This window comes from Candidatus Methylomirabilota bacterium, assembly GCA_035315345.1.
In the GTDB taxonomy this organism is placed as follows: domain Bacteria; phylum Methylomirabilota; class Methylomirabilia; order Rokubacteriales; family CSP1-6; genus CAMLFJ01.
In genome coordinates, this window is record DATFYA010000103.1 from 1 (window position 1) to 23,549 (window position 23,549).

At 67.2% G+C, this 23,549-nt stretch carries 27 protein-coding genes; 18 read left to right on the forward strand and 9 right to left on the reverse strand.

The genetic code is table 11. The features are described 5' to 3' along the window. From VKN16_13395 to VKN16_13405, 3 genes are all read right to left on the reverse strand, one after another. On the reverse strand, window positions 1-187 hold a 187-nt coding region (locus VKN16_13395), incomplete at its 3' end, for a hypothetical protein (protein ID HME95195.1). A gap of 17 nt (window positions 188-204) precedes the next feature. Continuing rightward, window positions 205-744 carry a diguanylate cyclase gene (locus VKN16_13400; protein HME95196.1) on the reverse strand — a complete coding sequence of 180 codons (540 nt, stop codon included), beginning with the start codon at window positions 742-744 and terminating at the stop codon, window positions 205-207. A gap of 215 nt (window positions 745-959) precedes the next feature. Continuing rightward, entirely contained in the window at window positions 960-2,414 is a 1,455-nt protein-coding gene (locus VKN16_13405; protein HME95197.1) for a sigma-54 dependent transcriptional regulator, read from the reverse strand. A 77-nt stretch (window positions 2,415-2,491) separates the two neighbouring features. Between VKN16_13405 and VKN16_13410 the strand changes: the two genes are divergently transcribed. The 17 genes from VKN16_13410 to VKN16_13490 all read left to right on the forward strand — a co-directional run bounded on the left by VKN16_13410 (window position 2,492) and on the right by VKN16_13490 (window position 17,236). Next, a complete protein-coding gene (locus VKN16_13410) occupies window positions 2,492-2,848 on the forward strand; it encodes a response regulator (GenBank protein HME95198.1) in 357 nt (118 codons plus the stop codon). A gap of 197 nt (window positions 2,849-3,045) precedes the next feature. Next, window positions 3,046-3,453 (forward strand): hypothetical protein, encoded by a 408-nt coding sequence (locus VKN16_13415; protein ID HME95199.1) that lies wholly within the window; start codon window positions 3,046-3,048, stop codon window positions 3,451-3,453. A 31-nt stretch (window positions 3,454-3,484) separates the two neighbouring features. Further along, on the forward strand, window positions 3,485-3,721 hold the full coding sequence (locus VKN16_13420; GenBank protein HME95200.1) for an acyl carrier protein: 237 nt from the start codon (window positions 3,485-3,487) through the stop codon (window positions 3,719-3,721). Continuing rightward, the gene (locus VKN16_13425; GenBank protein ID HME95201.1) at window positions 3,718-4,632 is read left to right on the forward strand and encodes an AAC(3) family N-acetyltransferase; all 915 of its coding nucleotides are present in this window, start codon (window positions 3,718-3,720) and stop codon (window positions 4,630-4,632) included. Before VKN16_13420 ends, VKN16_13425 begins: the two co-directional genes overlap by 4 nt. A gap of 20 nt (window positions 4,633-4,652) precedes the next feature. After that, window positions 4,653-5,825 (forward strand): hypothetical protein, encoded by a 1,173-nt coding sequence (locus tag VKN16_13430; GenBank protein ID HME95202.1) that lies wholly within the window; start codon window positions 4,653-4,655, stop codon window positions 5,823-5,825. A gap of 7 nt (window positions 5,826-5,832) precedes the next feature. Beyond that, on the forward strand, window positions 5,833-6,261 hold the full coding sequence (locus tag VKN16_13435; GenBank protein ID HME95203.1) for a VOC family protein: 429 nt from the start codon (window positions 5,833-5,835) through the stop codon (window positions 6,259-6,261). Beyond that, on the forward strand, window positions 6,258-7,520 hold the full coding sequence (locus VKN16_13440) for an ATP-grasp domain-containing protein (GenBank protein ID HME95204.1): 1,263 nt from the start codon (window positions 6,258-6,260) through the stop codon (window positions 7,518-7,520). Before VKN16_13435 ends, VKN16_13440 begins: the two co-directional genes overlap by 4 nt. A 24-nt stretch (window positions 7,521-7,544) precedes the next feature. Further along, complete coding sequence (locus VKN16_13445) at window positions 7,545-8,672, forward strand: acyltransferase (GenBank protein ID HME95205.1); 1,128 nt, start codon at window positions 7,545-7,547, stop codon at window positions 8,670-8,672. A gap of 270 nt (window positions 8,673-8,942) precedes the next feature. Next, complete coding sequence (gene rfbF, locus VKN16_13450; protein HME95206.1) at window positions 8,943-9,743, forward strand: glucose-1-phosphate cytidylyltransferase; 801 nt, start codon at window positions 8,943-8,945, stop codon at window positions 9,741-9,743. 35 nt (window positions 9,744-9,778) lie between these two features. Then, complete coding sequence (locus VKN16_13455; protein ID HME95207.1) at window positions 9,779-10,828, forward strand: SDR family oxidoreductase; 1,050 nt, start codon at window positions 9,779-9,781, stop codon at window positions 10,826-10,828. 4 nt (window positions 10,829-10,832) lie between these two features. Beyond that, window positions 10,833-12,059, forward strand: coding sequence for a class I SAM-dependent methyltransferase (locus tag VKN16_13460; GenBank protein ID HME95208.1), 1,227 nt, complete (start codon window positions 10,833-10,835; stop codon window positions 12,057-12,059). A gap of 8 nt (window positions 12,060-12,067) precedes the next feature. Continuing rightward, window positions 12,068-13,210 carry a DegT/DnrJ/EryC1/StrS family aminotransferase gene (locus VKN16_13465; GenBank protein ID HME95209.1) on the forward strand — a complete coding sequence of 381 codons (1,143 nt, stop codon included), beginning with the start codon at window positions 12,068-12,070 and terminating at the stop codon, window positions 13,208-13,210. 3 nt (window positions 13,211-13,213) lie between these two features. Then, entirely contained in the window at window positions 13,214-14,011 is a 798-nt protein-coding gene (locus tag VKN16_13470) for a 2OG-Fe(II) oxygenase (GenBank protein HME95210.1), read from the forward strand. A gap of 22 nt (window positions 14,012-14,033) precedes the next feature. After that, entirely contained in the window at window positions 14,034-15,089 is a 1,056-nt protein-coding gene (locus VKN16_13475; protein HME95211.1) for a glycosyltransferase family 2 protein, read from the forward strand. 31 nt (window positions 15,090-15,120) lie between these two features. Next, window positions 15,121-16,167, forward strand: coding sequence for a polysaccharide deacetylase family protein (locus tag VKN16_13480; GenBank protein ID HME95212.1), 1,047 nt, complete (start codon window positions 15,121-15,123; stop codon window positions 16,165-16,167). Window positions 16,168-16,219: 52 nt separating this feature from the next. Continuing rightward, the gene (locus VKN16_13485) at window positions 16,220-16,633 is read left to right on the forward strand and encodes a hypothetical protein (GenBank protein ID HME95213.1); all 414 of its coding nucleotides are present in this window, start codon (window positions 16,220-16,222) and stop codon (window positions 16,631-16,633) included. A gap of 12 nt (window positions 16,634-16,645) precedes the next feature. Next, window positions 16,646-17,236 (forward strand): PHP domain-containing protein, encoded by a 591-nt coding sequence (locus VKN16_13490; GenBank protein HME95214.1) that lies wholly within the window; start codon window positions 16,646-16,648, stop codon window positions 17,234-17,236. Window positions 17,237-17,239: 3 nt separating this feature from the next. Here VKN16_13490 and VKN16_13495 read toward each other — a convergent pair whose 3' ends face one another. After that, window positions 17,240-17,827, reverse strand: coding sequence for a TetR/AcrR family transcriptional regulator (locus VKN16_13495; GenBank protein ID HME95215.1), 588 nt, complete (start codon window positions 17,825-17,827; stop codon window positions 17,240-17,242). 26 nt (window positions 17,828-17,853) lie between these two features. Between VKN16_13495 and VKN16_13500 the strand changes: the two genes are divergently transcribed. After that, window positions 17,854-18,678 carry an MqnA/MqnD/SBP family protein gene (locus VKN16_13500; GenBank protein ID HME95216.1) on the forward strand — a complete coding sequence of 275 codons (825 nt, stop codon included), beginning with the start codon at window positions 17,854-17,856 and terminating at the stop codon, window positions 18,676-18,678. Here the strand turns inward: VKN16_13500 and mqnC are convergent. The 5 genes from mqnC to VKN16_13525 form a co-directional block, all read right to left on the reverse strand. Next, on the reverse strand, window positions 18,675-19,748 hold the full coding sequence (gene mqnC, locus VKN16_13505) for a cyclic dehypoxanthinyl futalosine synthase (GenBank protein HME95217.1): 1,074 nt from the start codon (window positions 19,746-19,748) through the stop codon (window positions 18,675-18,677). The two genes, VKN16_13500 and mqnC, sit on opposite strands and share 4 nt — an antisense overlap. Further along, window positions 19,748-20,488 carry a menaquinone biosynthesis protein gene (locus VKN16_13510; GenBank protein ID HME95218.1) on the reverse strand — a complete coding sequence of 247 codons (741 nt, stop codon included), beginning with the start codon at window positions 20,486-20,488 and terminating at the stop codon, window positions 19,748-19,750. Before VKN16_13510 ends, mqnC begins: the two co-directional genes overlap by 1 nt. Before the next feature lies 1 nt (window position 20,489). Continuing rightward, on the reverse strand, window positions 20,490-21,593 hold the full coding sequence (mqnE, locus tag VKN16_13515; protein HME95219.1) for an aminofutalosine synthase MqnE: 1,104 nt from the start codon (window positions 21,591-21,593) through the stop codon (window positions 20,490-20,492). 87 nt (window positions 21,594-21,680) lie between these two features. Then, complete coding sequence (locus VKN16_13520) at window positions 21,681-22,541, reverse strand: carbohydrate ABC transporter permease (GenBank protein HME95220.1); 861 nt, start codon at window positions 22,539-22,541, stop codon at window positions 21,681-21,683. A gap of 1 nt (window position 22,542) precedes the next feature. Then, window positions 22,543-23,478 (reverse strand): sugar ABC transporter permease, encoded by a 936-nt coding sequence (locus VKN16_13525; protein ID HME95221.1) that lies wholly within the window; start codon window positions 23,476-23,478, stop codon window positions 22,543-22,545. Between the last annotated feature and the right edge of the window lie 71 nt (window positions 23,479-23,549).

The following is a 23,549-nucleotide window of genomic DNA, read 5'->3' on the forward strand; positions in this document are numbered from 1 at the left end:
CCACTTCCCACGCCGTCAGCGGCGCCTGCAGGTTCACCACCGTCAACGCCGGCCGCCCATGCGCCTGCACCGCCAGCTCCATCTCGTGCAACGACCCGATGAAGTGCGGCTGCCAGCCGCGCAGGGGGGCAATACGCCCGATCAACAGGGCAAGTTCCAAGGATTCGTCGAGCACTAGGAGGTTCATGCTGCGTCCTCTACCGCCTATTCCGGATTCCCGCTGGTGTGAGTGACCTGGTTGCCGCCACGCTCAACCGCTTGAGCCAGGTAGGCCATCGCCTGCGACAGCAGGATGGAATCTGTATGCCCATCATGAGGGAACGAGACCTTTCCGACGCTGACGGTGAGCCGCTGGGGCCGTCCTTCCGGCCCCTCGCGGAAGGCGACCTGCTCGATGTTGGCCCGGATGCGCTCCGCCACGCGCAGGGCATCTGCGCCGGCAGTGTGAAGGAGGATGACGGCGATCGCGGATGACAGCTGACCGACGAGGTCGGTCGCGCGAACGAACTCGGGGATCTTCTCGGAAATCGCCCGCTCGACTTCCCGGCCCATCTGCTCACGGTCCGCGCCCGGCACGTCCGGCCGCAGCACGCAGATCGAGAAGAAATCCTGGTAGCGCGTTGCGCGGCCCGCCTCCCGCGTCAGCAGGTGGCGGAACGCCTCCTCATGAAATACCCCCGTCTGGGTATCCATGAACTCGCTCACGTAGCCCCTCCCCTCGAATGACAGGTTGATCACGCGCATCGTGCTCTAGTTACTCGACGTCTTGCTCGAACCCTGAGCAAGTCTTGCGCCACCGATGAACAATCAGCGGAGCGCGGGCGAGCGAGGATCCCTATCGTGTGAATTCACTGCGGTTGCGACACGAGCGACGGGGAAGGGGAGTGTGCAGAACTAACAGAAAATCTAGAACAACTCAGACACGCACTTAAGGAATCAACCGGGACAAACGAAGCAAATCATTTCCTACCAGAACCTCGCTCAGGACGATCGTCCAAGCCGACCTGGCGGATCTTGTACAGCATCGCCTTGTAGCTGATCTTCAGGAGTCGCGCGGCCTCCGCCCGATTCCAGCGCACCTTCTCGAGCACTTCTTTGATCACCGCCTTCTCTGCCGCCATGGCGGCGCGCCGGGCGATGTCCTTCAGACCCATCTCGGCCTCGGGAGTCGACGCCACCGGGTGTACCGGCGCAGCGATCGGCGGCCCCCCCTCCGGCTTCGGAGTCCAAGGCTTCTCGCTACGAAGGGCGATCTCCTGCTGGACGAGCGCCTCGGTCTGCAGGACCACCGCGCGCTTGATCATGTTCTCGAGCTCCCGGACGTTGCCGGGCCAGGCGTAGTCCTGGAGGAGGCGGACGGTTCCCGCCGAGATCTTGAGCGCGTCCCGATTGTACTGCCGGCAGAACCGGCTCATGAAGTACTCGACGAGAACCGGGATCTCCTCCCGTCGCTCCCGCAGGGGAGGGATCGAGATCGCGACCACGTTGAGCCGGTAGTAGAGGTCCTCGCGGAACAGCCCGGTCGCCATCACCGAAGCCAGGTTCTTGTTCGTCGCGGCGATCAGCCGGGCATCGGAGGTGATGACCTCGCTGCCTCCGACCCGGAAGAACTGGCCGTCCTGCAGGACGTGCAGCAGCTTGGCCTGAAGCCCCAGCGGCATCTCCCCGATCTCATCGAGCAGGAACGTGCCCCGGTGGGCCAGTTCGAACTTGCCAGGCTTCCGCCGGTGGGCTCCGGTGAAGGCCCCCTTCTCGTGACCGAACAGCTCGGACTCGAGCAGGTCCCCCGGCAACGACGCGCAGTTGACCTTCAGGAAGGGCTTGTCCCGTCGGTCCGATATATAGTGGATAGCCCGGGCCACCATCTCCTTGCCGGTGCCACTCTCCCCCTGCAGCAGGATGGTCGCGTTCGTGTCGGCCGCCCGACGGACGATGTCCTCGACGGCTCGCATCCGCTCGCTGTTCCTGAACAGGAGGTCCAGGTCCACCGAAGCCTGGCTGGCCCCAGAGCCGTTTCCCGTCTGCGCGGCAACGAGCGCTGGACTGTCCGTCTGGGCCAGGGCGGACTTGATCACCTCACGCAGAGCCGGACCAGCAACCGGCTTCACCAGGAAATCGTAGGCGCCGGTCCGCATGCCCTTGACCACCAGGTCTCGGTCTCCCGACCCGGACAGAAGCACCACCGGGACGTCGGCACTCTCGAGCTTGATCTGACGGGCCAAGTCGATGCCGCTCGTGTCGAGCGTGTCGAGGTCCAACAGAACCAATTGGGGGTGAAGGCTGGACAGGAGAGCCAGCGCCTCGCCGGTCGTACCTGCCTCCAGGGCGGTGTGCCCGGCCTCCTTGACGATCCGGCCCAGGCTGGCACGACCCTCCGACCGCCCGTCGATGATGAGGATCGAGGTGGGGCTCATCGGGAAGAAATGACCGGGCGCAAGCAGACCCTTGACGTAGACTGGACGCGTCCCGATACTGGCGGGCGACAAAACCCATGAGAATCCTGGTGGTGGACGACGATCCGTCGGTCGCGGAAATGATCGCGGAAGCGGTCCGGACCTTCGGTCACGATGCGCTGGTGGCCCTGGATGGAACCGAGGGTCTTCGACTGTTGGAGTCCAGCAGCGTCCAGGGTGTCTTTCTCGACCTCGTCATGCCAGGCCTTGGCGGGTTGGCTGTGCTTACCCGAATCAGAAGCCGGTTTCCTCACGTGCCTGTCGTCATCCTTTCGGCTCACGCGGGCGATGAAGAGACCCGGAAGGCCATCGCGCTGGGAGCCTCCGAGGTGATCCTGAAGCCCGCGGGACTTGCCCAGTTCACCGAGGTCCTTTCGCGGTTGACCCGCTCCTGAAATCAGGCTGGGAAAGAGTTCTCCCGGTCCTGCTCCCGTGTCCCGGCTACATTTTCCACTCTCACTTATCTCGGTGTGAAAATCAATCTCCCAATCCGAGCATCCGCAACCTTTGCGCGTGCTGATGAAGCACCCTCGGCGGCCAGATTTGCCGATGACAAGTTCTCGTCGTCGGGGATATGGTAGATCTCGGGTCGTTGAGCGATCCGCCCCAGATGAGCACCCTACTGAATCCGGTCCAGCGCGCGCTCGCCGCAAGAACCCGCGCGGAGCTCCTCGATACGCGCGGCCCCGAGCGGCCGCCACTGAGTCTCCCGGACATCCAGCGCCTCACCGCTCACCTCGAGACGCTCGCGGAAGCTGTCGTCCCGCTACGCATCGACATCCTGCACACGTACACCGGTGACCTCCTCGACCCGTGCATCCGCTTCGAGGCGCTAGCTCAAGGGCTGGACCCGGCGATCTGCCACTGGCCCCTGACCGACCATGGGCTCGCGCCGCGCCCGGATGGGCGCCATCAGCGAAGCCTCGATGGTCTGATCCGCCGGGACGTCGACAAGGTGCCGGTGCACGCCGTCGACGCGGCTCCCGCGTCGAGCGCATGACCGGGCAGAGCCCGTTGCTGTCCACACCGGCGTGAGCGCTTTCGAGCAGCTGCGGGACACGATGGCTGCGTCACTCGGCGTGACGCCGGACCTCATCCTCGAGAACACCCGCCAGAAGGACCTGTCGAAGTGGGATTCGCTCGCCCACATCAACCTGATGGTGGCACTGGAGAGCAATTTCGACGTCAGCCTGGAGGTCGAGGATTTCGCAGCCCTGACGTCGGTGCCCGCGATCCTGAACTATCTCCGGAGCCGCGGCATCGAGTGAGTGAGCGGGTGAGCCTCCTGGAACGCCTGTCGGGTCTGGCGGTCGACCATCTGGGCGCCGGGCAGGTCTCGGCGCTGCGCGGTCACTATCACTCTCTCCGCGTTCGGCTCCACCCGCTCATCCGGGCGGTGAACGGCACCTTCGGGGCCGCCGATCTCCGCCGTGAGCTCGAGAGCCGCCTGCCCGGACCGTTCGAGGTCCTCATGGTGCACAGCTCGGTCAATCACATGGTGCCGATGTTCATGGGCACGCCGCTCGAGCTGCTGCACGAGCTCATGGCCTTCTGCGGCTCGTCACGGACGCTCGCGATGCCCGCCTTCTATTTCGGCGGCGCCGAAGACGCGGACGCCGTGGCCGCGTTCCGGCGCGAGCCGCGATTCGACGTGCGGAGAACTCCGTCGCAGATGGGAATGCTCACCGAGCTCTTCCGCCGGATGAAGGGCGTACGCCAGAGCCTGCATCCGACCCACCGGGTCGCCGCACTCGGTCCGCTGGCCACCGAGCTGACCGAAGGGCACGACACGGCCCCGAGCACGTTCGGGCCGGGCAGCCCCTTCGACTTCATGGCTCGGCGGGACACCCTGATCGTCGGCCTCGGCAAGCCCTTCGAGATCCTGACCCAGGTACACCACGCGGAAGCGTTGCTGGGCGACGAGTTCCCGGTCCCGAGCGAGGAGGTCGCGGTACCGGTGACCATTCGCGACGAGCGGGGAGGGGAGCGGCCATTCACGCTTCGGGTTCGCCGGTTCGCCCGGGCTCGGAACATGTGGCGACTCCCCGAGTTGATGACTCCCGGTCAGCTGCACAGCTGGACCTTCCATCGCGTTCCCCTCTTCTCGGTGAGGGCCGCCCAGGTGACCGCCGATCTCATCGCGGCCGCCCGCGCGGGCCGTACCCTCTACCCGAAGTAGAGTCCGCGAAGAGCGGGCGCATGCCGACGACCATCACCGGGCTGACTCGGAAGATCGCCGCGGCGTGGGCGATGCGCCGGCTCGACGCCGCGGCGCGACGCGAGCACAAGAACCGCACGGATTCGCTCCACGGGACGCTCGAGTGGCTGGCCCGCGCTCAGGACGCCACCGCGGACGATGGGGTGTCCTACGGCTACGGGCTGGCCGACGGATGGACGGTCTCCTATCCCGAGACCACTGGCTACATCCTCCAGACCTTCGTCTGGTACCACGAGATCTTCGGATCAGACGCCGTATGGGAGCGCGCGCGCCGCATGGCCCGGTGGGAAGTGGACATCCAGATGCCGAGCGGGGCGACCCCCGGCCGGTTCGGCACGGCCCGGCCGGTACCGGTCGCGTTCAACACGGGGCAGGTGCTGCTGGGCTGGGCCCAGTACCTGCGGCGGGAGAACGACACCCGGGTGCGCGACGCGGCCGCCCGCGCCGGCCGATGGCTGGTCGCCTGTATGAAAGACCAGCCCTACTTCGCAGACGGCGTGTCGGCCGAAGCCGAGCACGGAGATCTCTCGTACAACTCGATGGTGTCCTGGGGACTGGCCGAGCTCGGCGATGTGCTGGGTGATGCGTCGTTCGTCAAGGCCGCACAGCAGTCGGCCCGACACTACGCCGAGCTGATGGATCAGCACGGCTGGCCGTATCGAGCGGGATTCTCCGACGAAGACTCGCAGTATCCGCTGACCCATAACCTGGGCTACACGATCCAGGGGCTTCTCGAGACCGGGCGCGTCGTGGAGGATCCGACTCTCGGCGAGGTCGCTCGGACGATGCTGGACGGCGCCCGGCCCATGATCGACCCGCGGTCCGGCTTCCTGCCGGGCCGCATTCGCCCGGGCTGGCGCGGCGGCAGCTCGTGGGCGTGCCTGACCGGCTCGGCCCAGTTCGCTTGCAGCTATCTCCGGCTCGTCATGATGGGCCACGACAAGTCCGGCTACGCCGAGCTGGCCTCGCAGCTGGTGGATTACGTGGTGGGGACCCAGGTCACAGGTCGGCAGGCCGCTCCCGAGATCGCCTACGGCGTGCGGGGATCGTACCCGTTCCGCTTCGGGGCCTATCAGCCGGCCACGCTCCTGAACTGGGCCGCCAAGTTCTTCGTCGACGCCCTCTTGATGCACCAGCGACTCGGCCGTCTGTAGCGCGACCATGAAATTCCACCACGTCGGCTATGCGGTCGCCGACATCGATCGGTATCTCAAGGATTTCCTCCTGCCCCTCTTCGCCCCCGCGCGGGTGAGCCCGGTCTACGAAGATCCGATCCAGCGCGTCCGGGTGCTGTTCGCCGAGGTCTCCCCCGGCACCCTGATCGAGCTGGTGGAGCCCCTCGATCAGGGCAGCCCGGTCACCCGCTTCCTCGGAGACGCCCGCGGCGGACTCTATCACCTGTGCTACGAGGTCGAAGATCTCGACGCGGCGCTGACGCGGTTCCGCAAGCATCGTTGCCTTCCCCTGGCTCCGGCCGCGCCGGCGGTGGCGTTTGGCGGCCGGCGTATCGTGTTCCTGATGACACCTCAGCGCGATCTCATCGAGCTGGTGGAAGCGGGCGGGTCATGGCCGGCTCTCGACCCGGTGTGACCACGGCCGGCGGCCACGCCCGCGTGGGTCACGAGGCGGGGCCGGCGGCCCGCTCGCCCGCGGCGCCTGGCTGGCGGCGGCAGTGGCCGGTCCTGGTGGCGGAGGCGCAGGCGGTTGGCTCGGTCGGCGTGATCCGTTCGCTCGGCCACGCCGGCTATCCGGTGCACGCGGTCTCCGGCTCGAGCGACGCGCTGGGGCTCCGGTCTCGATTCGCCGCGCGCTCGGCAGTCTCCCCCGCTTACCTGTCGCCGGGCTTCCTTCCGTGGCTTCGCGACTACGTCCGGGACTTCGGGATCCGGGTGATCGTTCCCTCGGAAGGCTTCCTGTTCGCGATCCGTGACGCGTGGGACGAGTTCGCTCACCTGATGCCCATTCCCGCCGACCGGCAGGTGGTGTTTCGCGCCCTGAGCAAGTACGAGTTCTTCGAGCGACTGGCCGCGGACGTCTCGCTCTGGAGGAACGTGCCGCCCACCCTGTTCGTGCGCGACGAGGTGCCGCCGGAGTCCGAGTACGGGAAGCTCCCGTTCCCCGTCTTCTTGAAGGCCGACCGCTGCCACTCGCGCGGAAGCGCCGACGGCGACATCGTGCGAACGCTCAGCGCCGTCGAGGCGCGTCGCCGGACCGCCGATCTGCTTCAGGACTACGACCGCGTGCTGGTGCAGGGATTCGTGCCCGGCACCAAGCCCGGTGAGTATCTCCTCCTGTGGGACGGGCAGGTGAGAGCCCATTTCGCGAACCTCATGAATCACCAGTCTCCCCACCAGGGTGGCTTCGGCTCTCTGCGCACGAGCTGGCACCATCGTGAGCTGGCCCGCGATGCCGAGGACAAGCTGCGCGCGATGCAGTGGCAGGGTGCGGCGATGGTCGAGTACCGGTGGGATCCGGCCACCGACCGCTTCTGGTGCATCGAGCTGAACGCTCGCTTCTGGGGCTCACTTCATCATGCCCTCTACGCGGGCGTCGATTTTCCTCGGCTCCTGGTCGATGGCTTCCTGGGTCGACCGCCGGAGCCGGCCGTGTCCTATCGCGACGGCCTGCGATGCCGCCTGCTCGTACCGGCCGAGGTCGGCTACGTGCAGTCGCGTCTGCGCGATCCCGAGGTCGGTTTCGGCGCCCGCCTCTGGACGGTCATCGAGTTCTTCCTGCTCTGCTTCAACCCCCGGATCCGCTCGGACCTGCACTTTCCGGGCGATCGGATGCTCTTCTGGCGGGCGGTCGGCCAGTTCTCCCGCGCGTTCCTCCGCCGCCCGCGACGCTAGCCGACTCCATCACCAACTCGCACCATGTTCCGCAGCGGCCGGGCCCATCTCGACTCCCTGGACGGAGTTCGCGGCGTGGCGGTCCTGACGGTCATGCTCTACCACGCCCGAATCGCCAGCTTCCGGGGCGGGTTCCTCGGCGTCGATATCTTCTTCGTCCTGAGCGGATTCTTGATCACCGGTCTCCTCTTGCAGGAGTGGGAGCAGGCCGGCTCGGTCGACCTCAAGCGATTCTATCTGCGCAGAGCGCTCCGGCTGCTCCCCGCCCTGCTGGCCTTGCTCGTCCTGGCCCTGGCATTCCCGCGGGTGTTCACCCCGCGCCTCGAGGACGGCGAATCTCCTCGGGTCTGGCTCGCGGCACTCGCCTCTGTCTCGTACGCGTCCAACTGGGTGCGGGCTTTCGACCTGACCGACATGAGCTTTCTGCAGCACACCTGGTCGCTGGGGATCGAGGAGCAGTTCTACACCCTCTGGCCCCTCGGCCTGTTGCTCGTGCTGAGAGCGCGCCACCGCCGTCTCGCGTGCATCACCGTCGTCTGCGCCGGGATCGTCGGCTCCGCTGCCCTGCGGGCGGCCCGATGGCAGGGGCGAGCCTCCTTGTTGAGGGACTACTACAGCCTCGAGACCCGTCTCGATTCGCTGCTGATCGGCTGTCTGCTCGCGCTACTGCTGTCGTGGGGGTTGATCCCACGGACGGGCCGCTGGATCACCGCGATCCGCGCGGCCGCGATCGCGTCGGTCGTCGCCCTGGCGCTCATGATCAACCGCGCCGAATACGCGGGCCCAGCCACCTATCACTGGCTGCTGTTCGTGGCCGCGCTCTGCGTCGGCATCGTTCTCCTCCACCTCGTTCATTCCCCTTCTCGCGTGGTGGAGGCCGTCCTGACCGTGCCCGGCCTGGTGTGGCTCGGGCGCATCTCCTACGGGGTCTATCTCTGGCATAGCCCCATCCAGACCGGTGTCCTCGGGGAGGCGCGCATGCTCAGACTCGGCTTCACCGGCCCTTTGAGAATCGCGATCCCGTTCGTGGTCACGATCGCAGTGGCCGCGCTCTCCTTCTACCTGCTCGAGCGTCCGATCCTTCGAGCGAATGCCAGGCGGAGAGAGCGGATAGCCGCCGCGCAAACGTTGCGCCGAACCACAGCGCAGTAACGTGCTGATTCTTGGCTTCTTTCGAGTAGCCCCGCACGGCCCGGCACCTCGCCACTCGCTCGCCCGCGCAGATTTCATGGGATGGGGAACCGCGTTGCCCAGTTAGTGTAGTAGAGTTCTCGCTCGCCTGATCGATTCCTGCCAGTTAAATCAGTAAGTTACCGTCGAAGCCCAGCTACTTCCGTGGCACCTGGCTTGCTTGGTAGGTTCGCCAGTCGCTAACCGAGAGCTCGTGCATCCGACACCAGACTTGACTGAAGGGGACCGAGCATGAAGGTCGTGATACTCGCGGGTGGACTCGGGACACGCCTGTCCGAGGAGACGGCGCTCCGTCCGAAGCCCATGGTCGAGATCGGCGGGCAACCGATCCTCTGGCACATCATGAAACACTACGCGCATCACGGCTTCAGCGAGTTCATCTGCGCCCTCGGCTACAAGGGCGAGTTCATCAAGCGCTACTTCCTCGACTACCAGATGCTGAGCGGCGGCATCACCATCGATTTCTCGAGCGGGGAGATCCAGCAACACAGCAAGGAGATCGAGGACTGGACGGTTCACCTGGTGGATACCGGCCAGCAGACCCTCACCGGCGGCCGGCTCAAGCGGCTGGAGCCGTGGCTGAAGGACGAGCCGTTCATGCTGACCTACGGTGACGGAGTGAGCGACGTCGACCTGGGCCAGCTCCTCGACTTTCACCGCGCCCGGGGCCGCATCGCTACGATCACTGCGGTGCGTCCGCCCGCCCGATTCGGCGGCCTGAGCTTCGACGGCGACCTGGTCCGCGAGTTCAAAGAGAAGCCGCAGATCGGCGAGGGCTGGATCAACGGCGGCTTCATGGTGTTCGAGCCCGGGGTGTTCGCCTACCTGGGCGGCGACGACGGCCACCTCGAGGTCGAGGCGCTCGAGCGCCTGGCCGCGGATGGACAGCTCGCGGCCTATCGACACGAACGCTTCTGGCAATGCATGGACACGCTGCGTGACGTCCGGACCCTCGAGAGCCTGTGGCACACGGGCAACGCGCCCTGGACGACCTGGATGCATCGGGCGCCCGCGCCGAGCCCCGATCGATGACTCCACTCGAAATCACCCCAGATAGGAGAAGCAGCATGCGTGTCGTCGTCACCGGCCACAATGGCTACATCGGATCCGTGATGGTCTCTCTGCTCCGCGCGGCGGGGCACGAGGTGGCCGGCCTGGATACGTTCTACTTCGAGGACTGCGTGCTCGGCGAAGAAACCGCGAGCCTCCCGGTCATCCGGCGCGACATCCGCGACGTGACGGTCGAGGACCTGATCGGCTTCGACGCGGTGGTGCACCTGGCCGCGCTCTGCAACGATCCCCTCGGTGATCTCAACGCGGACTGGACGTTCGACATCAATCACCGGGCCTCGGTCCATCTGGCGCGCGTGGCGAAGGACGCGGGGATCCAGCGCTTCCTCTACGCCTCGTCGTGCAGCATGTACGGCGCAGCCGGTGGCGATGACATCCTCACCGAGGAGGCGCCGTTGCGGCCGATCACCCCGTACGCGGTCTCCAAGGTCCGCACCGAGGAAGACGTGTCGAAGCTCGCCGACGGAAGCTTCAGCCCGATCTTCATGCGTAACGCGACGGCCTACGGGCTTTCGCCCCGCCTGCGCGCCGACGTGGTGCTCAACAACCTGGTCTGCTGGGCCCACACCACCGGGCGAATCCGGATCATGAGCGACGGCACGCCGTGGCGACCGATCGTCCACATCCAGGACATCTCCCGGGCGTTCGCGGTGGCCCTGGTCGCGCCCCGATCCGCCATCCACAACGAAGCCTTCAACGTCGGCTCCAACGAGGAGAACTACCAGGTGTCCGAGCTGGCCGAGATCGTGCGCTCGACCGTGCCCGGCTGCACCGTCGACTATGCGGCCGGGGGCGGCCCCGACCCGCGCAGCTACCGGGTGGATTTCGGCAAGCTGAACCGGACGCTGCCCGACTTCAAGCCGCAGTGGAACGCTTCCTTCGGCGCCAAGGAGCTGTACTCCGCGTTGCAGGAGGTCAACCTCACGCTCGAGGACTTCCAGGGACGGAAGTACATCCGCCTCACCCAGTTCAAGCACTTGCTCGACAACGGGCGTCTCGACGGGACCCTTCGCTGGGTCGCCGAGCAGGAGGTGGCGCGTGGATAACGCCATGGCCCCCACGTGCCGCGCGTGCGGGCAAGGCGGGCTTCGGCCCATCCTCTCGCTCGGGCGTACGCCGCTGGCCAACGCGCTGCTGACCGAGCAAGAGCTGAATCAGCCCGAGGCGACCTTCCCTCTCGATCTCGTCTTCTGCCCGTCGTGCTCACTCGTGCAGATCACCGAGACGGTGCCCCCGGAGGTCCTGTTCCGGGAGTACGCGTACCTCTCGTCCTTCTCCGACACCGTCGTCCAGAACGCAGGGGACATCGTCCGTCGGCTCATCGGCCTCGAAGGGCTCGGCCCGCAGAGCCTGGCCGTGGAGATCGCGAGCAATGACGGCTACCTGCTCCAGCACTATCACCACAAGGGCATCCCGGTGCTCGGCATCGAGCCGGCAGCCAACATCGCGCGGGTCGCCCGCGAGGAGCGGGGGATCCCGACGCTCTCCGAGTTCTTCGGCTCCGCCCTCGCCGAGGAGCTGGCCGCGACCGGCAACTGCGCGGACGTGGTGCACGGCAACAATGTGCTCGCCCACGTCGCGGACCTCAACGGGGTCGTCCGCGGCATCGCTACGATTCTGAAGCCCAATGGGGTGGCGGTGATCGAGGTTCCGTACGTCAAGGACCTGATCGACCATTGCGAGTTCGACACCATCTACCACGAGCACCTCTGCTATTTCTCGCTGACCGCCCTCGATCGCCTCTTCCGGCGCCACGGCCTGGTCGTCCGCGATGTGGAGCGCATTCCCATCCACGGCGGGTCGCTCCGGATCTTCGCGGAGCGGGCCGAGGCCGCGCGTCCCAGCCAGGCGGTCACCGGCCTGCTGGCCGAAGAGGCCGCGTGGGGCGTCGAGCGTGAGGATTTCTATCGTGGCTTCGGGGCCAAGGTCGAGCGCCTCCGCGATTCGCTGGTGAGCACGCTGAAGGATCTGAAAGTGCAGGGCCGGCGCATCGCCGCCTACGGCGCTTCCGCGAAAGGCAGTACCCTGTTGAACTTCTTCCAGATCGGGGACGAGACCCTCGACTTCGTGGTCGATCGCAGCACCGTGAAGCAGGGGCGGTTCACCCCCGGCACCCATCTGCCCATCCTGGCCCCCGAAAGGCTCCTCGATCGGAGACCCGACTACCTCCTGCTCCTGACCTGGAACTTCGCCGACGAGATCCTGGCCCAGCAACAGGCCTACCGCCAGCAGGGCGGGCGCTTCATCATCCCGATCCCGGAATGCCGGATCGTCTGAGGACCACCATGGATCGCATCACGATATCCGGCCCCTGGATCACCGAGAAAGAGATCAGCTACGTCACGGACGCGGTCGCGACGTGCTGGTACGAGAACGCCAACCTGTATCACGACCGCTTCCAGCGCGCCTTCGCAGAGTATCTCGGCTGTCGTCACGCCCTGGCGCTGCCGTCGGGAACATCGGCGGTCCACCTGGCTCTCCTCGCGCTCTCCGTCGGCCCGGGCGACGAGGTCATCGTGCCCGACCTGACCTGGATCGGGTCGTCGGCGCCCATCAGCTACGTTGGTGCGACCCCCATCTTCGCCGACGTCGATCCGGGGACGTGGTGCCTCTCCCCGGAATCCTTCGAGGCCTGCATCACCCCGCGCAGCCGGGCCGTGATCCCGGTCGACCTCTACGGCAGCCTCGCCGACTACGACGCGATCCAGGCCATCGCGGCCCGACATCGCATCGCGGTCATCGAGGACGCGGCGGAGGCGATCGGGTCCGAGGCCAAGGGTCGCCGGGCGGGCACCTTCGGAGACATCTCGATCTTCAGCTTCCACGGCTCGAAGACCATGACCACCGGAGAGGGCGGCATGCTCGTCACCGACCGGCCGGACCTCTACGAGCGAGCCCTGGTGCTGGGCGATCACGGACGCCGACCGGCCGAGCGAGGCAACTTCTGGAATCACGAGATCGCCTACAAGTACAAGATGAGCAGCATGCAGGCCGCGCTCGGCCTGGCCCAGCTGGAGCGAATCGACGAGTTGGTGGAGCGCAAGCGCCAGATCTTCGGCTGGTATGAGGCCCGGCTCCGCAGCGTCGAGGGACTGACCCTGAACGTGGAGCCGCCTGGGACGAAGAACTCCTACTGGATGGTGACCGCGATCCTGGACGCCGGTCTCGGACTGACCAAGGACCGGCTGATCCCCCTGATGGAGGAGCGCAAGGCCCTCTGCCGGCCGGTCTTCCATCCGCTGAGCTCGTTGCCGGCCTATGAGGGTCTGCCTCAGGCCGAGGAGGCCCGGCGGCGGAACACCGTGAGCTACCGGATCAGCCCGCTCGGCGTCAATCTGCCGTGCGGCATGAGCATGACCGCCGAGAAGGTCGACTACGTGTGCGATTCGTTGATGCAGATCCTTCAAGCAGCCCAGGTGAGGAGATAGCCCATGCCGGAGCGTGACGTGTCCATCGAGGCGGCGCCACTGGGACTGTTCGACGACCCGCGGTACGCGAGACTGGCTCTCCAACATGCCGACGAGTGGCGGACGGCCCAGCCCTTCCCACACGTCGTCATCGACAACTTCCTGGACGCCGACGTCGCGGGCGCGGTGGAGCGGGACTTTCCCCTGCTCAACGACATCGACTGGGTGGTCCGCGACAACAAGAACAACATCCGGCGATTCCAGCACGACGAGACCAAGCTCCGACCGCTGATGCGCCAGATGCTGCGGGAGCTCAACTCGCGCCAGTTCCTGCTCTTCGTGGAGACCCTGACCGGCATCGACAACCTCCTGCCTGACCCGTACTTCATCGGGGGAGGACCCCACCTCGCCGGGCGAGGGGACTTCCTCAACATCCACGCCGACTTCAACTGGCATCACAAGCTGCAAGCCCACCGCCGGGTCAATGTCCTGATCTACATGAACCCGGGCTGGCAGGAGGAGTGGGGCGGCCACCTCGAGCTCTGGAACCTCGACATGACTCGCTGCGAGCGGGCCATCGCGCCGCTCTTCAACCGGATGGTTGCGTTCAAGGTGGCCGACGGCTCGAACCATGGCCAGCCCAAGCCGCTGAGCTGTCCGCCCGGGGTCTACCGGCGCGCCTTGAACCTCTACTACTACACGACGCACCGGGACGTGGACGAGATCACCGATCCCCATTTCACGATGTACAAGACGGCCGCGTCGCCCCACGCGGTGGAGCTGGGCGAGGACTATCGCAAGTCCGGTCGGAACGGCGGCTGACGCGGGCCCCGTCGAGGTCACCGTGGCTCCGACCCCTCTCGTCAGCGTCGTCACTCCGGTGCACAACGGTGAGGCGTTCCTCGCCGAGTGCATCGAGAGCGTTCTCGCGCAGTCCTACGATCGATGGGAGTACACCATCGTCGACAACTGCAGCACCGATCGATCTCTGGAGGTAGCGGAGCGGTACGCCCAGAAGGACTCGCGGGTGCGGGTGATCAGCACCGAGCGGCTGCTGGACGTGATGGGCAGCCAGAACACCGCGTTTCGGCAGGTCTCGCCGAACGCGAGCTACTGCAAGATGGTTCACGCCGATGACTGGCTCTTCCGGGATTGCCTGCGCGAGATGGTGGAGCTGGCCGAAGCCCATCCCTCGGTCGGCATCGTCGGCGCCTACCGGCTCGACGGCACGAAGGTGGATCTGGACGGGCTGCCGTACCCGAGCACGGTGGTGCCGGGCAAGCAACTGTCGCGAGCGATGATGCTCGGGGGCCCCCGCGTGTTCGGGTCCGCTTCGGCGCTGATGTACCGGGCGGACTACGTTCGGCAGCGGCCCGCGTTCTTCGACGAGTCGGACTTTCACGCCGACGTCGCCGCCTGCTACGACATCCTGCGCGCGGCGGACTTCGGATTCGTGCATCAGGTCCTCACCTTCACGCGCACTCACCCCGGCGAGCAGTCGTCCTACGCCGGCCGGCTGAAGACGTACATCGCGGGACGCTTCCGCCACCTCGTGAAGTTCGGGCCGTCGTGCATGGAGCCGGCGGAATACCAGGACCGGGTGCAGCAGGCCCTCTCGCACTACTACCGCTTCCTGGCGAAGAGCCTCGTGTCCCCGGGCGCCCGGGAGGTCCTCGCCTATCACCGCAGCGCCCTGGCCGAGATCGGCTACCCGTTCAGCTGGAAGAGGTTGCTGGCGGTCGTGACCCCCTACTGGGGCTACGCGCTCCGGCACCCGAGCGAAGCCCTGCGACTCGTGATGCGACTTCCCGGCACCGCGGACGCCGCCCCACGTGTCTCCAGCGTGCCGCAGCCCGCGCAGCCGTCGGCTCCCGCCCGCTCCGGAAACCGGGCCGCGTGAGCGATCGCAGGCCGAACGGTCGAGGCCGACGGTGAGAAACACGCTGCTTCGCCTGGCCCGAGCCGCCGGGTTGTTTTCGCTGGCCCGCCGCCGAGTCCGCGGATCCCTCCTCATCCTGGCCTATCACGGCCTCGCCCAGTCCGACGAAGAGCGCTGGCGCCCCCAGCTCTTCATGAACCGCGCGACCTTTCAGAGGCGGCTCGAACTGATCCGGCGCTGGGACGTGCCGATCGTGCGGCTCGGTGATGGCCTCGATCACCTCAAGCGGAACGGCGACGAGCCCTACGCCATCGCGATCACGTTCGACGACGGCTACTACAACTTCGCGAGCCTCGTGGCGCCCGATCTGACCCGGACCAGGACCGAGGCCATGGTCTACGTGTGCAGTTACTATTCGCTCCATCCCGGATGGCCGGTCTTCGACCTCGCGGTCGACTACATGTTCTGGAGCCGTCCGGCCGGCCGCGTGCCGGGCGACGTCGTCGGCGAAGTCGAGCCGTTGACCGCGTCGACCCCCGCGGAGCGCGCCGCCACCGTGGATCGCGTGTACGCATTCGCGGACCGCAACAAGATGGGCGGGCGCGACAAGGATGCCCTGGCTCGCACCATCGCCGGTCATCTCGGGTTCCCGTACGACGACATGGTCCAGCAGCGGATCCTTTGCCTGATGTCCGGCGCGGACCTCCAGACGGTAGCGCGCCAGGGTGTCGAGGTAGCGCTCCATACCCATCGCCACGCGATCCGCGAATCCCCGGTTGGTCTTCGCCAGGAGGTGACGGACAACCGCGGCGCCCTGAAGAGCCTGGGCGTGCCCCCGACCGACGATTTCTGCTATCCCAGCGGGGAATGGGCGGTCGACATGTGGCCGGCCCTCGAGGAGGCCGGCATCCGGTCCGCCACCACCTGCGAGCCTGGAGTCGCGCGCCCGGACACGCATCGGTATGCGCTGCCGCGCTTTCTCGACTCGGAGATCGTCGACGAGATCGAGTTCGAGGCGTGGGTGAGCGGCTTCATGCCGTGGCTCTACGCGCTGACCGGCCGCGCCCGCAAGCCCGCCCCGCAAGAGGGCACGCCGTGACGGGTTCCCGTTTCGCTTGCGGCCACTTCGCGCGTTTGAGACTATGCTCAACATGAGGGTGAGGGGAATCGTCGTCACGGTGGCTGTGCTGCTCGGGCTGTCGAGCGCGTCGCTCCGCGCCCAGACCTCGGTCGAGATCCACGCCCCCGCCCCCGAGAAGCCCCGGCAGTTCCAGATCGTCGAGCCCGGCCCCGCCACGCGCGAGGTCACCCGTCCCCGCGAGGCGGATTTCTACGGGAGCGACGTGCGGGTCCGGCACGAGCCGGCCTTCATCGAGCCCTTCGTGGGACAGACCCAGGGTGGAACCAAGTACGGACTGTCGGGCTGGACCTCGCCCTCGACTCCGGTCGGCAGCTACGTGGCCCAGTCGCCGTGGGGGTCGTCCGGCACTCCGGCGCTGGGTATCAGCGTGGTCTGGGACTCGGCGCCCACCGGGCCGCCCGCCCGCGTATCCGATCCCCGCTGAGCCGGCGACGTAGTGCCGCTGCTCAAGGGTAATCTCCACACCCACACGACGTTTTCGGACGGGCGCCTGCCCGCCGAGCAGGTCGTCGCCCGATATCGCGAGCTGGGCTATGACTTCCTGGCCCTCACGGACCACGACGACCGCATCGACGACGAGTACTGGTTCAAGCTGCCCACGTCGGACGATCGCATGCTGGTGCTGCCGGGAGTGGAGATCGACTATCGCCCGCTGGGCCAGCACGTGGGCAAGGTCACCGGGGACCGCGAGACCCTGTTCGTCCTGAACCACCCCGCGCGGTACTCCCTGACCGTGGAGCAGACTCTCCGGCGCATCCGGGCGATCACGCGGGACGGCATGCCCATCCACGCGGTCGAGGTCACCGACACCGGCACGTACCAGGCCGAGTACGACGTGGACACGATCCCGCTGCCGAAGGTGGCCACCGACGACGCGCATCGCGACGAGGACTTCGGCCGCGCCTGGATCGAGGTGGACGCGGTGCGGAATGCGGACGCCATCCTCCGCGCCATCAAGGCCGGACAGTTCACGATGAAGTTCCCGACGGACCGCGGATCGCTCTTCGGCCGAGTCTGGGGGCCCTGAGCCTCACTCCGCCGACTTCGCCCCGATGCTCCGCAGGAGCATCGGCACCAGCGCCGGCACCGCCTCGGTGCGAAGATCCGGCCGGCCCGAATGGAGCCACTGGACCACCACCTCGTTGAGCGCACCCAGCCATGCCAGCGTGGCCACGCGCGTGTCGACCGGCGGGATCGACCCCTCGGCGGCCGCCTCGTCGAGGTGGACCTGGATCAGCGCCGCGAAGCGACCGTGCACCTCCTGTCGCTTGCTCTGATACGCCGGACCGAGGCTCACCGACTCCAGCAGCAAAATCCTAGCGAGGTCCCGGTGTCGCGCGAAGGTCTCGAGCCCGGCGGTCACGGCCGCCTCCACCTTGCCGAGCGCGCCGTGAGCGCGGCCGATCGCGGAGGCCACCGACTCCGCGAGCCGGCCCGCGAACTCGTCGACCAGAGCCAGGAAGAGCGCCTCCTTGTTGGGGAAGTGGTGGTACACCGCGCCCTTCGACGTCTGCGAGGCGCGCACGATGTCGTCGACGAGAGCCCTGTGATACCCTTTCTCCGCGAAGACCTCCCGCGCCGCCTGGAGGATCTTGTCGCGCGTGGCAAGCCTGGTCAATCTCGACTCGCACCGAGGGAGGTTGCATGCTCATTCGCGTCGGTCACAGTCCCGACCCCGACGACGCCTTCATGTTCTACGCGCTCAACTCCGGCAAGGTGAAGATCCCCGGCATCACCATCGAGCACGTGCTGGAGGACATCGAATCGTTGAATCGGCGCGCGAGGACCGGCGAGCTCGAGGTGACCGCGGTCTCCGCCGCCACCTACACCCTGGTGCACGACCGCTACCGGATGATGGATCCGGGAGCGTCCATGGGAAAGGGCTACGGTCCGATCCTGGTGGCCAAGGGGCCGATCGAGCGCGCGAAGCTCGAGGAGAAGGTCGTCGCCATCCCGGGCAGCCACACCACCGCCGCGCTCCTGCTGCGCCTCTACGTCGGGGACCCGCCCACCATCGAGGTGGCCTTCGACCAGATCCCGCGAGTGGTGCTGGAGGGCCAGGCCGACCTGGGCTTGCTCATCCACGAAGGCCAGATCACCCACCAGCGCATGGGCCTGCACAAGGTGCTCGACCTGGGGCAGGAGTGGGAGAAGGAGTCGGGGCTGCCGTTGCCCCTCGGCATCAACGTGATGCGCCGGGACCTGGGCGAGGACACCCACCGCGCGATCTCCCAGGGGCTTCGCGACGCGATCGACTACGCATACGCCAACGTCGACGAGGCGCTGGAGTACGCGATGCGCTACGGGCGCGGGATCGACAAGGAGACCTGCCGCCGCTTCGTGCTGATGTACGTCAACGACTACACCAAGCGGCTGGGCGACGACGGCCGGGCCGCCCTGAAGCGCCTCTACGAGCTGGCGCACGCGAGAGGGTTGATCACGTCCATGCCGCCGGTGGACCCGATCTAGTACGTCCGGATGATCTCGTAGTCGGTGGTGCGCTGGGCGGGTGTGAACCCCGCGTCCCGGATCAGCGTGATGATCTCGTCCACCGTCGTCTTGTTCACGAAGTCGGCCGCCGCGTGGACGTTCTCCTCGAAGAGCGTCCCCCCGAAGTCGTCGGCCCCCCACGAGAGCGCGACCTGGCCGGCCCGCTTGCCTTCCGAGAACCACGAGGCCTGCACGTGCGGAAAGTTGTCGAGGTAGAGGCGGGACACCGCCAGCATGCGCAGGTAGGCGTTCGGCCCCTTGTACTGCTTGATCCACTTCTCGAGCAGGGTGTTGCCGGGCTTGAAAGACCAGGGCACGAACGCGGTGAAGCCGCCGTGCTCGTCCTGCAGCGCCCGGATCGAGTCGAGATGGTCGAGGATGTCCTCCGGCTGCTCGACGTGCCCGTACATCATCGTCGCGGTCGACCGGAAGCCCTGACGATGGGCCTCGCGATGCACGTCCAGCCACGCCGCCGGCCCGCCCTTCTTGGGCTCGATGCGCCGGCGAGTCCTCTCGGACAGCACCTCGGCGCCGCCGCCCGGAATGCTCGTCTGGCCGGCCTGCTTCAGCAGCGCCAGCACCTCGGGCACCGGCTTTCCCGCGACATCGGACATCGTGCGAATCTCCGAGGCGCTGAAGAAGTGCGGGGTGACCGACGGAAATCGGCGTCGCGTCTCACGCACCAGGTCGAGGTAGTACTGCAGCGGCAGGACCGGGTTGTGGCCGCCCTGAAGCAGCACGGTGGTCGCGCCCTCCCGCACCGCGAACTCCACCTTGGCCAGCACCTCGTCCACCGTCAAGGTGTAGGCCTCCTTGTCGCCTGGCCGGCGGTAGAACGCGCAGAACTGGCAATCGGTAATGCACACGTTGGTGTAGTTCGGGTTGGTGTCGATCACGAAGGTGACGCGCGCCTCCGGGATCCGCCGCAGCCGAGCTTCGTGGGCCACGCTGCCCAGGTCCAGCAGCGGGGCGTCGGTGAGCAGCCAGAGGCCGTCGGCCCGGTCCAGCCGCTTGCCGTTCTCGACCTTCTCGCGGATCTGCTCCAGCATCAGGCCGCTCCGATCTGGCCGCGGAGCCGGACGAACTCGGCGGCGCCCTTCTCCTCGTCCGGACCGAGGCGGAAGGTGAAGTTGCGCAGATACGATTCGACCTCTGCCCGGGTCCAGCCGAGTTCGCAGCGCGCCGCGGCGATCTCGGGCAGGGCGTCGAGGCCCCGGTCGAGCGCCTCGTCGAGCGCGCTCTCGAGGCGGCGCCGTTCCCGAGCCGGGACCCGCGCCGCGATCGCCCAGCGCGCGAAGACGAACGGCAGGCCGGTCCAGTCCCGCCACTCCACCGCCAGATCGATCACGTGACGCGCCGGCGGCCCGCCGGTCACCCGCCGGATGGCCTGGTCGCCGATCAGCAGCTGCGCGTCGCACGGCTCCTCGGGTCCGACCCAGGCCGCGGGCTCGACCGCGTATCGCAGCGCCAGCAGCACCCGCAGCAGCTCCACCGAGGTCGAGGTCTCGAGGGTGACCCCGATACGGGCGCCCGCGAGGTCGGCCAGCACCCGATCGGCGAACACGAGGACGCTCCGCGCCCCGGTCGCGCAGCCGATGCCATAGGGCAGGGGGACGAGACGGGACTCGAGGCGAACGTAGTCCATCAGCGACAGCGGGCCCGCGTCGAGCTCGCCCGCGCCCATCGCCTCCCCGAGGCGCCGCGGGATCAAATCCACCAGCTCCACCCCGGCGAGCCGGTGGAAGAACGGCTCGCAGTTCAGGTAGGGGATACGCCCGACCCTCAGCACGTCAGCTCCACACCCGGACGACGCTGTAGAGGGCATCGCGCTCCACCGGGATCTTGCCGGCGTCGCGCACGATTCGAAGGATCTGCTCGGTGGCGAGACCGGCCGGGCTGGCCGCCTGCGCCATGTGAGCGATCTTCTCGTCCTCGAGGGTGCCGTTGACGTCGGAGGCCCCGAAGTGGAGCGCCAGCGACGCGGTGGCCTCGCCGAGCATCACCCAGTAGGCCTCGATGTGCTCGAAGTTGTCGAGCAAGAGCCGGGAGGCCGCGATGGTCCGCAGGTCGTCGGTGGGCGGGGTCTGCCGCGGCACCAGCTTGGTGTTGCCGGTCTGGTACGACAGCGGGATGAAGGTGAGGAATCCGCCCGAGAGATCCTGCTGCTGCCGCAGCCGGAGGAGATGGTCGACGCGCTCCTCCCTGGTCTCCACGTGCCCGTAGAGCATCGTGGCGTTGGTGCGGATGCCGAGGGAGTGGGCGATGCCGTGAATCTCGCACCAGCGCTCGGCGTCGGCCTTGCCCGTGAAGTGCAGCAGCTTCTGGAGCCGCTTCGAGAAGATCTCGGCCCCCCCGCCGGGCATCGAGTGCAGTCCCACCTTCTTCAGCCGGGTCAAGGCCTCGCGCGGCTCGATCTTCCAGCGCCGCCAGAAGTAGTCGATCTCGGCCGCGGTGAACGCCTTGATCTGGGTCTCCGGCCGGGCATGGTGGATGGCCTCGATCAGCCGCTCGAAGTACTCGAACGGCCAGTCCGGGTGGTGCCCGCCCACGATGTGGGCCTCGCGGGTGCCCGGCTTGATCATGTTCAGCACGTCCTCGATGGTGTTCTCGAAGGCGCCGGGCTCTCCCTTCTTCCGGGCAAAATCGCAAAAGCTGCAGGAGAGCACACATACGTTGGTCGGATTGATGTAGCGGTTGAGCACAAAGAAGACCTGGTCGCCGTGACGCCGGGATTTGGCGAAGTCCGCCATGCGACCGAGGCCGTGGAGATCCGGGGTCTGAAAAAGAACGAGTCCGTCCTCTCGCGACAGCCGATCACCGGCCTGGACCTTCTCCCAGATCGGATGCAGGCGGTCATCGCGAAGGCGCGGCGGGGCGGTGGCGGCAACGGCCATGTCTCTCTCCTGGTTCGAGTGAGGCCCAGACCGACTGGTCGGTCTGATTCTAAGTGCCCGGATTCTAGGCTGTCAAGCTTACGGGCGCTACTTGAGGGCGCCGACCGTGAAGCCGGCGATGAACCGATCCAGGAAGAAGTTGTACAGGATCGCCAGGGGCACGCTGGTGATCAGGCAGGCCGCCATCAGAGACCCCCAGTAGTAGACGTCGCCCCGGACCAGCGCCACCGGCACGCCCACGCTGACCGTCATGCGCCCCACGGACGAGATGAAGGTCAGGCTGTAGACGAACTCCTGGATGGTGAGGGTGAGCGCGAAGATCACGACCGTGAGAAGGCCGGGCACGGCGAGCGGTAGCACCACCCGGCCGACGGCGCCCAGCCGGCTGCAGCCGTCGACCATGGCCGACTCCTCGACCTCCTTCGGCAGGGTCTTGAGGAAGCCCATCAGCAGCCACGTGCAGAACGGCACCGTGAACGTCGGATAGATCAGTACCAGGGCCCACAGCTGGTTCTGCAGCCCGAGGGAGGCCACCAGGCGTGAGAACGGGATGAAGAGCAGCGTCGACGGAATCAGGTAGGTGAGGAAGATGCCGATCGACATCCGCTCGCCCCATCGCCCGCTGAGCCGGGCCAGGCTGTAGGCCGCGGGCACCCCGAGCAGGAGGGTGATGAGCACGACCAGCGCGCCAACCCAGAGCGTGTTGAACAGCCACGTGAGATAGAGCGTGTTGCCGAACAGGATCCGGAGGTGGTCGAGGGTAGGGGGCCGGTTGAAGATGAACGGGTTGTGCGCGGTGTTGGAGGCGCCCACGTACAGGTCCGCGTTCTGCTTGAAGGCGGTCACCAGCATCCAGTAGAACGGGAACACCGCGAAGGCGGTGAAACCCAGCACGAGGACCCGGTGGCCGACCGCCGCCGCGATCCGGTGTCCGGCGCGCCGCCGCATCCTAGACCACCTCGGCGCGGCGCGAGAGGCGCAGCATCACCACCGCCATCACCACGAGCAGCGGCACCAGAAAGATGGCCACCGACGCGCCCCGGCCCACATCGCCGCCCAGGACGCCGTCCTGGAAGGCCAGGCTCGCCAGCACGTGGGTGCTGTTGAAGGGACCGCCGCGGGTGAGCAGGTAGACCACGCTCATGTCGGTGAAGGTGAACACCACTCCGAAGAGCACGGCCACCGTCAGGATCGGCAGCATCATCGGCAGCGTGATCTGGAAGGCCTTGGCGAGCGCGCCGGCGCCGTCGATGTCGGCCGCCTCGTGGACCTCCTTGGGGATCGAGGTGAGCCCGGCGAGCAGGATCACGGTCGAGAACGGCAGCATCCGCCAGACGTGCACGATGATGATCGCCACCATGCCGAGCACCGGGTCGCCGAGCCAGTAGTACCACTCGCCCGGGCCGAGCCAGCCCACCACCTTGAGCATCCAGTTGATGACCGAGAACGTCGAATCGAAGATCCACAGCCAGCCGAGGGTCGCGAGCGAGATCGGCGCGGCCCACGGGAGCAGGATCAGGAAGCGCACCAGGAGCTTGCCGCGGAACGGCTTCATGAGCGCTCGCGCGAGGATGTTGCCCATCACGATGACCAGCCCCTGGCTGACCAGCGTGAAGACGAACGTGTTTCGCAGCGCGCGCAGGAAGACCGCGCTCGACAGGACGCTGCGGAAGTTCTGCAGACCCACGAAGGAGAACTCGAGGCTGCCGGCCGACGAGTTGGTCAGGCTCAGGAGCACCGCGAGCAGGAACGGGATCGCCACCAAGACGAAGATGTAGGCCAGCGCGGGCGCGAGGAGGATCTTGCCGAGCCGGCGGTCGCGCCGGGACAGGGTCTCGACCGCGGCGGCGGCTGGGCGGGCGAGGGCGATCTCGGTGCTGCTCATCGCGCTGAGCACCGAGCCGGCAGGAGCCGTGAAGGCCCCCTGCCGGCCACGGTGAAGATCGGAACGAGGTG